The following is a 13,432-nucleotide window of genomic DNA, read 5'->3' on the forward strand; positions in this document are numbered from 1 at the left end:
CCCCCGGCTTCACCGACTCGCTTCCACCGCCCTGCCGATCGTGCAACACTTGTTGTCAGATCTGAACGTCACCGTCCCACAGCCCAGGGAGAGTGCACATGCGGGAGGACAAGGTCACCTATTGCCGGATCTGTGAGCCGCTGTGCGGTCTCATCGCGACGGTCGAGGACGACGAACTCGTCGCGCTGCGCCCAGACCGGGATCATCCGTTGTCGAAGGGATTCGCCTGCCCGAAGGGCATCGCTTTCACCGAGATCGTCAACGATCCCGATCGCGTCCTGCATCCGTTGCGCCGTACCGCCGACGGCGACTTCGAGCAGGTGTCGTGGGATGCCGCACTCGCGGACATCGGTGAACGGTTACGCGCCGTTCATCGCCGCCACGGGAGCTCCGGAATCGGTTGGTACTTCGGCAATCCGGCGACCTTCTCGACGGGCCACACGATCTGGGCGGCGGTCTTCATGGCGCTGCTGGGCTCCCCACACGTGTACTCGGCCGGATCTCAGGACGTCAACAATCGCTTCGTGGCGAGTCACTTCCTCTACGGGAACCCGGTCGCGGCCCCCATTCCCGACATCAACCGGACCGACCTCCTCGTCGTCATCGGAGCGAACCCGGTGGTCTCGCACGGCAGCGTGATGAGTTCGCCACGAATCCGGGAGGGACTCAACGCGATCACCGCGCGTGGCGGGCGGGTGCTCGTCGTCGACCCGCGGCGTACCGAGACCGCCCGCGAACACGAGTGGTTGCCGATCGTCCCCGACACCGACGCCCTGTTCCTGTTGTCCCTGCTGCACGTGATGTTCGACGAGGGGTTGGTCGACGAGAAGCGGCTCCGTCGGCAGGCGTCCGGGGTGGACACGATCGAACACGTCGTCGCCGGGTACTCACCGGAGTCGATGGCGTCGCGCACGGACGTGCCCGCCGAGGTGGTGCGTGAACTCGCGCGATCACTGGTCCGGACCGAACGGGCGGCCGTCTACGGGCGTGTCGGAACGTGTCTGGGCCGCACCGGAACCCTGACGACCGCCTTGCTCGACACGGTGAATCTGGTCGCCGGCAATCTCGACGTCGTCGGCGGTGCGATGTTCGGCGATCTCGGCATCCCCGGCCAACGGCTGGGAGTGTCCGCACTGCAGCGGGTCTCGGGATTCACGTGGTCCGGTCGGCGGAGTCGGGTCGGGGATCTGCCGCAGGTACTCGGCACCGCCCCGGCATCGGTGATGGCCAAGGAGATCGAGACCGCGGGTGACGGACAACTGCACGCGCTGTTCGTCAGTGCGGGAAATCCGGTGTTGTCGGTGCCGAACGGGGCGGAATTGAGCTCTGCCCTCGACGATCTCGACTTGATGGTGTCGCTGGACATCTACCGGAACGAGACGAACGCCCACGCGGACTACATCCTGCCGGCCACGACCATGTACGAGCGCGGTGACTTCCTGTTGCCTTTCCAGGCGTTGTTCACGACGCCGTTCAAGCAGGCGACCGATCCGGTGATCAGTCCGCGCGGCGAGGCGCGCGAGGAATGGACGGTCATCAACGAGTTGATCGCTGCACTGTCGCGGCGCTCGCCTCTGGTGGGTGCCATGCACCTGACGAATGCCGCTGGCGCGCGGGTCGGCCGGTTGTGGGGTCCGCGTCAGTTGTCGGATCTCGTGGTCCGGTTGGGCGCGGGCGGAGACCGATTCGGTCTGCGTCGCGGTGGACTGACATACCGGAAACTGGTCCGGGACAACCCGCATGGCGTGGTGGTCGCCGACGGACTCGAGGCCGGTCGCCTGCGCGAGACGGTCACCTACCGCGACCGCAAGGTACGTCTCGACGCGCCAGAACTGCTCGCCGAACTCGATCGCCTGGCGGTCGACGACGACCCTCGACTTCCCCTGCGGCTCATCGGTATGCGTGAGATCCGGTCGGAGAACAGCTGGCAACACAATGCGCCGATGCTGCTGCGCGGCGGTCGGCGGCATTGTGCCCGCATGCATCCCGACGACGCGCAGGAACGTCGGGTCGCCGAGGGCGACTTGATCAGGGTGGCCTCGGCACACGGGCGCATCGAGCTGCCTGTCTCGCTCACCGACGACATCAAGCGCGGGGTCGTCGCCGTCCCGCACGGCTGGGGCCACAACGGTTCCGGTGGGTGGACGCGCGCGAACGCCGCCGCGGCCACGGAACTGGGCAGCGGCGGCGCCAACGTGAACACACTCATCTCATCGAATCCGGATGATCTGGAACGACTGGCCGGCATGGCCAACATGACGGGCGTCCCCATCGAGGTGTCCCTGCTCGATCCCGCCGACGACACGGACGGACATCGTCGGACGGCGGCCTCGACGGGCTGAGCGTCAGTCCAGGCCCCACTCGGCGAGTTCCGGGCCGTCGTAGACTGCCGCCATGGTGCTCTGACCGTCGAGGGCCTCGCGGATGATGTCGGCGTGCCCGGCGTGGTGTGCGGTCTCACGGAGCTTGTGCAGCATCATCTTCCGGATCGTCCACCACTCGCGCTCCGGCTGCCACGGCGCCGTCATCTGCGGGATCAGCACGTCGAGGCTGTCCACCTCGGCCACATAGGCGTCGAGGGCCGCGGCCGCGCGGTCGTACTCCCCGACCCAGCCGGCGAACGTCTCGTCGTCGGTCAGGTCATAGGCGTGTGCGGCCTGCTCCATGTCGAACTCCGCCGTCTCGTCACGCTCGACGAGCTCCTGCAGGGTGCCCTGCTCACCCATCGCGAGGTGCTTGACCAGTCCGCCGAGGGTCAGTTCGCTGACGGTGGTGCGCTGCCGCGCCTGCTCCTCGGTGATGCCCTTCAGGGTGACCTTGAAGAGCGCCCGCTGATCGGCGATCAGCGTGAGGAGGTCTTCCTTCTCGCCGCTCACCGTGAACGGCAGAGTGACGGGGGTGTAGGTGCCGGCCATGATCTTCCCTCTCGTTGTCCTTGCTGGTGAGGACTACGTTATGAGGTATTGCGGACAGCTTCGGTCCTCGTTGGAATGGCCGCTGAGAACTCTCATTGACGCAGCAGGAACCGTTGGATCTTGCCGCTCGGAGTCTTCGGGAGGGCGTCGACGAAGTGCACGGTCCGTGGGTAGGCGTGGGCGGCGAAGCCATTCTTCACGAACTGTTGCAGCTCGCGTTCGAGCTCGTCGGTGCCGGTGACGCCGTCGGCCAGGACGACGAATGCCTCGAGAACCTCGCCGCGCAGCTGATCCGGGCGCCCGACGACGGCGACGTCGACCACCGACGCGTGGGTGATCAGCACGCTCTCGACGTCGAACGGCCCGATGCGGTAGCCCGCCATGATGATCACGTCGTCGTCGCGTGCGGTGAAGAAATAGCGGTTGTCGTCGTCCTTGCGTCCGGTGTCGCCGGTCAGGTACCAGGAGCCGTCGGCGGTGAACCGCTCTGCGGTCTTGTCGGGGGCGTCGAGGTAGCCGGTGAAGAACATGAGCGGGCTCTCGGCCGCCTCGATGGCGATCTGGCCGTCGACGATGCCGGTGGAGAAGCCGGGCATCGGGGTACCCATCGACCCCGGGATCAGTGGCTGCGCGACGTCGGGATGCCAGTGATTGTTGATGAACATGCCGTGCTCGGTCTGACCGTAGTGGTCGCGGACCTCGCAGCCGAGAGTGGCCTGCGCCCACTCGATCACGTCCGGGGTCAGTGGTTCGCCCGCCGACGACGCGCGGCTCAGCGAGAACCCGGTGAACGACGGGTCCTTCGACAGTGAGCGGTAGACGGTCGGTGCGGCCGCGAAGTTCGTGACCCCGAGTTCCCGCATGATGCGGGCGGTGAGGTCCGCGGAGAAACCGGCGTGCAGCAACAGGTTTCGTCGGCCGACGGACATCGGCCCCAGAATGCCGTAGTAGAGGCCGTAGGCCCAGCCCGGATCGGCGGCGTTCCAGAACACGTCGTCGGCGGTCACGTCGAGCCCGTAGTGCATGTAGCAGGAGAACGCCGCCAGCGCCCGCACCGGGACGGGGACTCCCTTCGGCGAGCCGGTCGTGCCGCTGGTGAACAGCAGGATGAGTGCCCCGTCTCCACCGACGGCGACCGAACGGTCGATGGGCTCGTTGTCGGCGACGAGTGCATCGAACTGCTCGCCCGCCACGATCGTGGAGATGCTGTCGATACCGTCCAGCTTGGCGGCCTGGCCCGGTTCGGTCACGACGACCTTCGCGCCGCCCGCCCACACGCGCATCTCGATCGCCGGGGGCGCGAACGCGGTGAACAGCGGGATGTACACGGCGCCGAGCCGCGCGATGGCGAGCAGCGCGACGACCAGTTCGGCGCGCTTGCCCATCAACACCCCGACGGTGTCACCCGGCCCCACTCCCCGGTCGGCGAGCGCGGTCGCGAACCGTCTCGATGCGTCCGCGAGCTCGCCGTACGTGAGGTCTCTGGTGACAAGGCGGTCATCGTCGACGTCGATCGTGGTGAACGCGATCGCCGACGGATCGTGCCGGTCGACCAGCAGCTCGGCGGCGTTCGCGTCCTCGTCGCCGAAGGTGGTCAGCCAGGAGTCGAGCGTCTCGGTGACGGATGCGTGGTCGGCGGAGGTGGCAGCGGTGTGCGTCATCGTGGGACCTTCGTGAATGCGGATGGCTGCGTCGGGCCGGGCGGGCCCGCCGAAGCGGTAATGTGGGTCACATTGTCCGCGCGCAGGACGTGCGAGAACACCCCCGAAAGAGGGGGAGTGGGGTTCGGAGGTGACATGAACGAGGCCTCGATGGTGCTCGACGCGCTTCGTCGCGTCCGACGGGGCAGCGGGGTGTCGCTGGCGTTCGCCGGCATGGTGTCCCCGACGACCACCGCTGCGTGCCAGACCGTGCGTCTCGAGCACTTCGTCGGGCAGACCAACGGTGCTCTCGCCGGGGTGTCTGTCGATGTCGGTCACGGACTGGGCGGCAAGGTCATCAGCGTGCAGCGACCCGTCGCCGTCGACGACTATCTCCGCACGCCGCGGATCACGCACCGATACAACACGATCATCGCGACCGAGGGTCTGCGCGCCATGGCTGCGGTCCCGGTCATCGTCGACCGCCGGCCCATCGCGGTGCTCTACGGCGCGCTGCACACCGGCGACCCGCTCGGCGACCGGACCTTCGACGTGCTCGCGGGCGAGGCCCGTGCGCTCGAACAGCAGATCGTGGAAAGCCGTGTCACACAGCATCGCTCGAGTCCGCCGGAGGCCGACGAACTACGCGACCGTCTTACCGAGGCCTACGGACGGTTGCGGCTGCTCGGTCGCATCGTCGACGACGGTGAGGTCGCGGCAGAGATCGAGCGCATCACCGACGCATTACTCGACGGTGCGGCGACGACCACGGCGATCGCGCTCACACGGCGCGAGGAGGACGTGCTCGCACTCGCCGCGTTGGGACACAGCAATGCGCGCATCGCCGAGAGCCTCGGCATCGGCGTTGCGACCGCCAAGGGATACATGCGTGACGCGATGTCGAAACTGGGTGCGTCCACGCGCCTGGAGGCCGTGGTCACCGCGCGTCGCGCAGGCATCCTGCCTGGTTGACGTCAGTGATCGCGTAACGCGTCGATCAGTTCGTCCTTCTTCATCGACGAGTAGCCGGTGATGCCGAGTTCCTTTGCGCGATTCTGCAATTCGTCGACGGTCCAGTCCTCGTACGAGCCGGAACTGCCGCCTTTCTCGCCCACCTTCGATCGGGACTCGTTGGCAGCGGCGTTGGCGATCCGCGCCGACTTCTCTTTGGAATTGCCCTCGTCGCGAAGCTTTTCGTAGAGCTCGTCGTCCTTGACCGACGGGCCCGGGTCACGTTCCGGCATCGCTACCTCCTGGTGTCGTGGTCTCAGTCGTTCCGGGTAACTCGTTCGTGGAATTACCCAGATTCCCGACGCGTCACACATGATCACGGCCGAATTCGGGCACTAGGGTGGAAGCCATTCGGCGACTCGGACATCACGGACAGGGGACTCCAGATGGGCAAGAAGAAGAAGCTGATCGGTCGGCTCGAGAAAGAGGTCGAACGGCTGCGCGGGGAACTCGCGCGCGTCGACAAGGAAGCCAAGAAGCGCATCAAGAAGGCCGAGAAGGACGCCGGGTCGCTGCGCGACGAGGTCCTCAAGCTCATCGGACAGGGCCGGTCGTCGGAGTCGGCCGCGTCACCGCCCGCCGTTGCGGCGGCGAAGGAGAAGGCAACGGAGGTCACGGCGTCACCGGGTCAGGCCGTGGCGGAGGAGGCCACGTCGGAGAAGGCCGCGCCAGACAAGCCGGTCGCGTCCACACCGGCCAATGCTGCGGTGACCCAGGCTCCGGCGCATGTGCCCGACGCTCCGAAGCCGGCGTCGCGCGTGACGTCGACGGCGCAGGAGGTGCCGGCCAAGAAGCCTGCGAACAGCGCGCCGGCCACCACGAAGCCGGCCACCACGAAGCCGGCCGCGACATCGGCAACCCCGACACCGGCGGCGAAGAAACCCGCGACCGCGGCACCGGTGAAGAAGCCGGCCACCCGATCGTCGTCGGGCCCGACCGTCGCCGAACTGCGGGCCAAGGCCAAGGCGAAAGGCATCAAGGGCTACTCCTCGATGACGAAAGCCCAGCTGCTCGCCGCGATCGGCTGACCCGCCGGCCCGATAGGGTCGGATCGTGGTAACTCGCAGATCGGTGCAGGTCGACACGGGTGGCGAGCCCGTCGGATCGTCCGTCGACGGGTGGCAGGAGCTGCGGCGTGTGATCGACGGCCCGCTGCCCCAGATCGCGGTTCGGTTCTCCCGCTTCCTGTCTCCGGACTGGCCGCATCAGGCGTTGGTCATCTTCACCCGTGAGTGCACCGGGCGGCCACGGAAGGTCGCCGGTGATCGCGACATCGTGGACCGGGTCACGATCGACGAACTCGACACCCTCAAGGACGCGACCGCGCTGGGTGATGTGCTGGTCACGACCGCCGTCGTCGGGGGTGTGAGCAGAACGGTGCACGCCGTCCGCGACGAGTCCAACACTCTGCTCGTCCTCATCCTGAAGCCGAGTAGACGCCCAGCGGCGGTCTCGGGAGCGTCGGTTTCGGGATCGGAGGCCTCGGAGATGTCGGACGCGGGAGCACTGCTGCGGGCGCGCTTCGCGATCGTCGCGACGTCGATCCGTCAGCAGGTCGCGCAGGCGAGCCCGGACTATCTGGCCGAGTCGCGGGCCGCGTCCAGCGAACGAGCGCGCACGATCGCCCAGCTCACGCAGTCGCACGAGGATGCACTGGCGTCGATCCTGGGCACACTGCGCTCACGCGACCTCGACGACCGTACAGCGCGGGCGACGGCCGCCGAGACGGCGTCGTCGGCGCTGATCGCGCTGCGCTCCGTCGGCGACACCGATCGGAAACTGGCGACCGAAGCGCTGCCCGCCGCGTTCGCCCGGATGCAGACCGAACTCGAACCCGTCCTCCATCAACTCCACGTCGACGTCGAGTACGTCCGGCCGAGCGAGAGCCGGTCGCTGCCGGGCGAGATCGCGCACGCGGCGCGTGCGATCGTGCGGGTGGTCGCGGTGGCGTTCGGGACCCAGCGGGCGGTCACCCGGGTGCGGGTCGCGTGGGAGTGCGTGGGTGACGATCTCGTCGTCGACGTCCGGGATCAGGGCGCAGGCGAGCTCGACGGCGACGCGTTGACCCGGCAGTTGTCCGGTCGCCTGCGGACACTCGACGGCCGGCTGGAGGTGGAGACCCTGGCCGGCTGGGGCAGCAGGGTGTCGGCGCGCATCCCATTGGACAGCCCCGGGGAGCGGCCCGCCGAGGATCTGCTGTCGACGCTCAATCCGCGCGAGCTCGAGGTGCTCGGCCACCTCGCGCTCGGTCGGCGCAACAAGTCGATCGCCACCGAACTCGGCGTCAGCGAGAGCACGGTCAAGTTCCACGTGACGGCGATCCTGCAGAAGCTGCAGGTATCCAACCGCGGTGAGGCCGGTCTGTTGGCCGCGAAAGCGGGAATCACCGCGAGCTGACCGCGGACCGACAGCGCGGTCGACTACTCGGCTGTACTTTCGTCTAGGTAGAACCATCCATTCGGACGGATGCATGTGTCGAGGCGCGCCGCGAGACTGGGAACCGTAGCGGACTGCCCACCGGCAGTCCACAGTTGTCACCGAGAGGATCGAGAAACCGATATGTCGCAGACCGTCAAGGGAGTCATCTCACGGAGCAAGGGCGCGCCGACGGAGATCGTCGATGTGGTGATTCCCGATCCGGGTACACGCGACGTCGTGGTGACGATCAAGGCGTGCGGGGTGTGTCATACCGACCTTGCCTACAAGCAGGGCGGCATCAACGATGAGTACCCCTTCCTGCTCGGCCACGAGGCGGCCGGTGTCGTCGAGTCGGTCGGTTCCGACGTCACGCACGTGGAGGTCGGCGACTTCGTGGTCCTCAACTGGCGTGCCGTGTGCGGGCAGTGTCGCGCGTGTAAGCGCGGTCGCCCGTGGTACTGCTTCGACACCTTCAACGCGAGTGTCCCGATGACCCTCGCCGACGGCACCGAACTGACGCCCGCCCTGGGCATCGGAGCGTTCGCAGAGAAGACCCTCATCCACGAATTGCAGTGCACCAAGGTCAATCCCGAGACCGATCCGGCAGTTGCCGGACTTCTCGGCTGCGGCGTGATGGCCGGAATCGGCGCGGCGATGAACACCGGAAACGTGGGACGCGGGGACTCGGTCGCCGTGATCGGCTGTGGCGGTGTCGGTGACGCCGCGGTCGCCGGCGCGCGGGTGGCGGGTGCGACGACGATCATCGCGATCGACCGTGACCCGGCCAAGCTCGAATGGGCAAAGGATCTCGGCGCCACCCACACCATCAACGGCGCGGAGGTCGACGACGTGGTGACCGCCGTGCAGGATCTCACCGACGGCAACGGCGTCGACGTGGTCGTCGACGCGGTGGGACGCCCGGAGACCTACAAGCAGGCGTTCTACGCACGCGATCTCGCCGGCGTCGTCGTGCTCGTCGGTGTGCCGACACCCGACATGACCCTCGAGATGCCGCTGATCGACTTCTTCTCGCGCGGTGGGGCGTTGAAGTCGTCGTGGTACGGCGACTGCCTGCCCGAGCGTGACTTCCCCATGTTGATCGATCTGTACGAGCAGGGTCGTCTGCCGCTGGACAAGTTCGTCACCGAGCGGGTCGCGCTGACCGACGTCGAGACCGCCTTCGAGGCGATGGAGGCGGGCAAGGTCCTGCGTTCGGTGGTGGAGCTCTAGCGATGGCGAACACTCTGCGCATCGACAACGTCGTCACCTCCGGGCAGTTCTCGCTCGACGGTGGGACATGGGACGTCGACAACAACATCTGGCTCGTCGGGAACGACGACGAGGTCGTCATCATCGATGCGGCGCACTCGGCGGCGCCGATCCTCGACGCGGTCGGCGACCGCACGGTGACGGCGATCGTGCTCACCCACGGGCACAACGATCACATCACCGTCGCACCGGAACTCTCCGAGGCGACCGGTGCCCCGATCTGGCTGCACCCCGGCGACGACATGCTGTGGAACGAGACCCACCCCGACGTCTCGCATCAGGATCTCGAGGACGGGCAGCAGATCCAGGTCGCCGGCACATCGCTGGTGGTCATCAACACTCCCGGACATTCGCCCGGCTCGTCGGTGATCCACGCACCGGAGGCCGGCGTGCTGTTCTCCGGCGACACCCTGTTCCAGGGTGGACCGGGAGCGACCGGCCGCTCGTACTCGAGCTTCCCGACGATCATCGCGTCGATCCAGGAGAAGGTCTTCACCCTTGATCCGGAGACGACGGTGCACACCGGGCATGGCGACGGCACCACCGTCGGCACCGAATCGCCGCATCTCGAGGAGTGGATCGCGCGCGGAAACTGATCGATGACTGTGGGACCGCTCACAGAAGAGGTCGCGCATGTGGACCGCGGACCGGTTTGCTGCTTCAGTTAGGCAATGCTTACCTTCCTCCAGAGCAAATCGCCGTGGGCGATCGGTGTCTTTCGGATCGTCGTGGGCTTCATCTTCTTCTGTCACGGCACGTCGACGCTGTTCGCGTGGCCCGTCGCTCCGTACGGCGGGGAGACCGCGGCGCTCGGTGCCTGGCCGTCGTGGTGGGCCGGCGCCATCCAGTTGATCGGCGGGTTGCTGGTCATGGTCGGCCTGCAGACACGGCTCGCCGCGCTGATCGGATCGGGCTCGATGGCCGTCGCATACTTCTGGAAACACCAGGGCGACGGACTGCTGCCGATCCAGAACGACGGCGACTCGGCGGCGCTCTACTGCTGGGCGCTGCTGCTCCTGGTCTTCATCGGTGGTGGCAAGCTCGCGCTCGACAACGTCGTTGGTCGTCGCCGCGGGTGCGTCACCGACGCACCGGTGGAAGACAAGGTCGCCGAACCGGTTTCGTAGTCACCTCGGGTACGGATGCGTGTGTCACGCGCATCCGTACCCCATGATCGCGCTTCCGGCCGGCCCGCGGGCGGTAGCCTCGGACGAGTGAGGCTCTCCCAGATCGTCGAGGCGTCGGCGGAGACCGCCGCCACCCGGTCGCGGAAGCAGAAGACCGCGACACTGCGTGCGCTGCTCGACGACGCACCCGCCGATGAGATCCCGACCGTGGTCGCGTGGTTGTCCGGCGTGATCCCGCAGGGCCGGCTCGGTGTCGGCTGGCGTTCGTTGTCGTCGTCGGTGCCGTCACCGGCCGAGACGTCCTCACTCGCCGTGGGTGATGTCGATGAGCTGTTCACCCGCCTGGCCGGGGCCGGTGGACCCGGATCGGCCGCACTGCGCAAGCAGGTACTCGAGGAGTTGTTCGGCGCGGCAACCGATGTCGAGCAGGGATTCCTGCGCCGACTGATGACCGGCGAACTCCGTCAGGGAGCATTGGCCGGGGTGATGGTCGACGCGATCGCGTCGGCGTCGGGGCAGCCGCTCGAGCTCGTGCGCCGGGCGCACATGCTCACCGGGTCGCTGCCGCAGACGGCGTCGCTGGCGGTGCACGGCGGGGCCGAGGCGCTCGCCGACGTCGGACTGGAGGTCGGCCGAGCCGTCGCCCCCATGCTCGCGACTCCCGCCGACTCACTCGCCGAGGCGGTCGTGGTACTGGGTCCGGATGTGGTGGTGGACTTCAAGCTCGACGGCGCGCGCATCCAGGTGCATCGCCGGGGCGATGAGGTGTCCGTCTACACCCGCACACTGCGGGACATCACCGCCGCGGTGCCCGATCTGGTCGCCGTGATCCGGGAACTGCCGTGCGAACGGATCATCCTGGACGGAGAGACCCTCACCCTCGACGCCGACGGCCGGCCGCGACCGTTCCAGGACACGATGAGTCGTTTCGGGTCGGCGGGCGAGATGTCCGACGACCCACTCGGGCTGTTGCGTCCCTTCTTCTTCGACTGCCTGCATCTCGACGGCGTCGACCTGATCGACAGCCCGCTGCGAGAACGGTTGGACGCGTTGACGTCTGTCGCACCGGACATGCGGATACCGTACGTGGTCAGCCCCACCGTCGAGCAGGCACAGGAACACTTCGACGCCGCACTCGCCACCGGCCACGAAGGTGTCATGGTGAAGTCGCTGTCAGGGCCGTACGCGGCCGGGCGACGTGGAAAGACCTGGCAGAAGGTCAAACCCGTGCATACGTTCGATCTCGTCGTGCTGGCCGCGGAATGGGGGTCGGGCCGTCGGACCGGATTCCTGTCGAATCTGCACCTCGGCGCGCGCGACCCCGACGGCGGCCCACCGATCATGGTCGGCAAGACGTTCAAGGGACTGACCGACGCCCTGCTGCAGTGGCAGACGGACGAATTCCCGCAGCACGAGACGCACCGCGACAGCTACACCGTCTACATGCGACCCGAGATCGTCGTCGAGATCGAACTCGATGGGGTGCAGCGCAGTTCGCGCTATCCCGGTGGCGTCGCACTGCGGTTCGCCCGGGTGGTTCGGTACCGGCCGGACAAGACCGCCGCGCAGGCCGACACGATCGGCACGATCCGTGGGTTGTTGCCGTGACCCTCAGCTCAGTGGCAACTGCGCGACGAACGGTCCGGTCGGCGCGGCGGACCCGCCGGGAGGTTCGACCGTGAACGCCAATGACGTTGCGCCGCCGAGGTTCTTGATCACCGCCGTGGTCGATGGTGCGACGTCCTTGTCGGTCATCGTGCCCGCCGACGTCTCGCCGCCCGGACCGACGAGCCACATCTGATAGACGGTGCCCGGCTGTGGTGGCGGGACGTCGTTCATCACGAGCACTCCGGCATCGGCGGTCGGTGAATAGGTGACGGTCGCCCGCCCGGTCGCCACGTCTCCGGACGAGGTCCGGACGTCCTTGGCCGCGAACACCTGCTCGGCCGTCGGTGGCGGCTGCTGCTCGTCGGGGCTCGACGATGCGCCGATCACCCAACCGATCGCGCCCACCGCGATCGCGACGACGGCGGCCGCCGCGAGGTAGGCGACACGACGTCGACGGTGCTGTGGGGTGACGGTTGCAACGGCGGGCGCGGTGACCTCCGGGTTCTCGGCTGGGGTCAGCGGAGCCGGCGGTGCAGATGTCGGTGGTGCGGACGCCGACGGTACGTCCGACCGTGCGGCGGTCAGGATGCGATCGCGCAACGTCTCCGGGGGTGCGGACGCCGTCACGGCGCTGACGTCGGCCATCGCCTCCCGGGTCGCGGCCACCTGACGGTGGAACTCTGTGCGCACCTCGGGCGAGGCGGCCCCGACCCGCCGGTTCACGTCGTCGAGTTCGGCACCCTGAACGGCGTCGAGGCCGACGGCCGGCGCCAGGTCGAGGAGTTCGTCGTCAGACATCGCGATCTCCCAGGCAGTTGCGCAGACGTTTGAGGCCGTCGCGAATCCGTGACTTCACCGTCGGGAGTGCGACGGTCAGTCGCTCGGCGACCTCCCGGTACGTCAGACCGTGGTAGTAGGCGAGGTCCACCGACTGGCGCTGGACGTCCGAGAGCGTCTCCAGGCAGCCCACCACCTCGCGTGTGGTCTCGCGGGAGGCGACCGCATCGGTGACCTCGTCGAAGGTCGACTGCACCGATTCGAGTCCATAGGTGACGTCGCGGCGGCTCGCGGCTGATTCGGCACGCACACGGTCGACGGCGCGGCGGTGGGCGAGCGTGATCAGCCACGACAGCGCCGACCCCGCCTGCGGATCGAAGTTCTCCGCCGATCGCCACACCTGCAGGAAGACCTCCTGGGTGGTCTCCTCGGAGTAGCCCGGATCGCGCAGCACCCGCAGCACCATGCCATACACGCGGTCGCACGTCAGGTCATAGAAGCGGGCGAAGGCATCGGAGTCGCCGGACGCGATCCGATCGAGCAGGGCCGGCAGGGCGGCTGTGTCGGATGCGGGGTCTGCTGTCACCGCGGGCACTCGGTCGTCATCGTCGATCAGGATATCCGGCAGAACGGAACGCCTCAACGAAACGGGTTCGTGAGGCGCGTG

13 protein-coding genes are annotated in these 13,432 nt (G+C 67.7%); 8 read left to right on the top strand and 5 right to left on the bottom strand.

What is annotated here, in order from left to right; translation table 11 throughout:
* Positions 1 to 98: 98 nt before the first annotated feature.
* On the top strand, positions 99 to 2,342 hold the full coding sequence (locus QSJ19_RS15445; RefSeq protein ID WP_286321659.1) for a molybdopterin-containing oxidoreductase family protein: 2,244 nt from the start codon (positions 99 to 101) through the stop codon (positions 2,340 to 2,342).
* A gap of 3 nt (positions 2,343 to 2,345) precedes the next feature.
* Here QSJ19_RS15445 and QSJ19_RS15450 read toward each other — a convergent pair whose 3' ends face one another.
* Complete coding sequence (locus QSJ19_RS15450) at positions 2,346 to 2,915, bottom strand: mycothiol transferase (protein ID WP_286321661.1); 570 nt, start codon at positions 2,913 to 2,915, stop codon at positions 2,346 to 2,348.
* Positions 2,916 to 3,007: 92 nt separating this feature from the next.
* Positions 3,008 to 4,576, bottom strand: coding sequence for an AMP-binding protein (locus QSJ19_RS15455; RefSeq protein ID WP_286321662.1), 1,569 nt, complete (start codon positions 4,574 to 4,576; stop codon positions 3,008 to 3,010).
* 135 nt (positions 4,577 to 4,711) lie between these two features.
* On the opposite strand from QSJ19_RS15455, the gene QSJ19_RS15460 reads away from it, so the two are divergent.
* The gene (locus QSJ19_RS15460; RefSeq protein WP_286321663.1) at positions 4,712 to 5,527 is read left to right on the top strand and encodes a LuxR C-terminal-related transcriptional regulator; all 816 of its coding nucleotides are present in this window, start codon (positions 4,712 to 4,714) and stop codon (positions 5,525 to 5,527) included.
* A 2-nt stretch (positions 5,528 to 5,529) separates the two neighbouring features.
* Here QSJ19_RS15460 and QSJ19_RS15465 read toward each other — a convergent pair whose 3' ends face one another.
* Positions 5,530 to 5,799 (bottom strand): DUF7218 family protein, encoded by a 270-nt coding sequence (locus tag QSJ19_RS15465; protein ID WP_286321664.1) that lies wholly within the window; start codon positions 5,797 to 5,799, stop codon positions 5,530 to 5,532.
* Between the two features lie 153 nt (positions 5,800 to 5,952).
* Here QSJ19_RS15465 and QSJ19_RS15470 point away from each other — a divergent pair, with 153 nt between their 5' ends.
* The 6 genes from QSJ19_RS15470 to QSJ19_RS15495 all read left to right on the top strand — a co-directional run bounded on the left by QSJ19_RS15470 (position 5,953) and on the right by QSJ19_RS15495 (position 11,988).
* Entirely contained in the window at positions 5,953 to 6,594 is a 642-nt protein-coding gene (locus tag QSJ19_RS15470) for a Rho termination factor N-terminal domain-containing protein (RefSeq protein ID WP_286321665.1), read from the top strand.
* A 25-nt stretch (positions 6,595 to 6,619) separates the two neighbouring features.
* Positions 6,620 to 7,963, top strand: coding sequence for a helix-turn-helix transcriptional regulator (locus QSJ19_RS15475; protein WP_286321666.1), 1,344 nt, complete (start codon positions 6,620 to 6,622; stop codon positions 7,961 to 7,963).
* Positions 7,964 to 8,125: 162 nt separating this feature from the next.
* Positions 8,126 to 9,214, top strand: coding sequence for an S-(hydroxymethyl)mycothiol dehydrogenase (locus QSJ19_RS15480; protein ID WP_286321667.1), 1,089 nt, complete (start codon positions 8,126 to 8,128; stop codon positions 9,212 to 9,214).
* 2 nt (positions 9,215 to 9,216) lie between these two features.
* Complete coding sequence (locus QSJ19_RS15485; RefSeq protein ID WP_286321668.1) at positions 9,217 to 9,849, top strand: MBL fold metallo-hydrolase; 633 nt, start codon at positions 9,217 to 9,219, stop codon at positions 9,847 to 9,849.
* 75 nt (positions 9,850 to 9,924) lie between these two features.
* Positions 9,925 to 10,380 (top strand): DoxX family protein, encoded by a 456-nt coding sequence (locus QSJ19_RS15490; RefSeq protein WP_286321670.1) that lies wholly within the window; start codon positions 9,925 to 9,927, stop codon positions 10,378 to 10,380.
* Between the two features lie 87 nt (positions 10,381 to 10,467).
* A complete protein-coding gene (locus QSJ19_RS15495; RefSeq protein WP_286321671.1) occupies positions 10,468 to 11,988 on the top strand; it encodes an ATP-dependent DNA ligase in 1,521 nt (506 codons plus the stop codon).
* 3 nt (positions 11,989 to 11,991) lie between these two features.
* Here the strand turns inward: QSJ19_RS15495 and QSJ19_RS15500 are convergent, their stop codons facing one another.
* Both QSJ19_RS15500 and sigK read right to left on the bottom strand, forming a co-directional pair.
* Positions 11,992 to 12,786, bottom strand: a complete 795-nt coding sequence (locus QSJ19_RS15500; protein WP_286321673.1) for an anti-sigma factor — start codon at positions 12,784 to 12,786, stop codon at positions 11,992 to 11,994.
* Positions 12,779 to 13,351, bottom strand: coding sequence for an ECF RNA polymerase sigma factor SigK (gene sigK, locus QSJ19_RS15505; protein WP_286321675.1), 573 nt, complete (start codon positions 13,349 to 13,351; stop codon positions 12,779 to 12,781). The genes QSJ19_RS15500 and sigK overlap by 8 nt, the downstream gene beginning before the upstream one ends.
* Positions 13,352 to 13,432: the final 81 nt, after the last annotated feature.

The sequence above is a fragment of the Gordonia sp. ABSL11-1 genome, from assembly GCF_030315685.1.
Taxonomy (GTDB): Bacteria; Actinomycetota; Actinomycetes; order Mycobacteriales; family Mycobacteriaceae; genus Gordonia.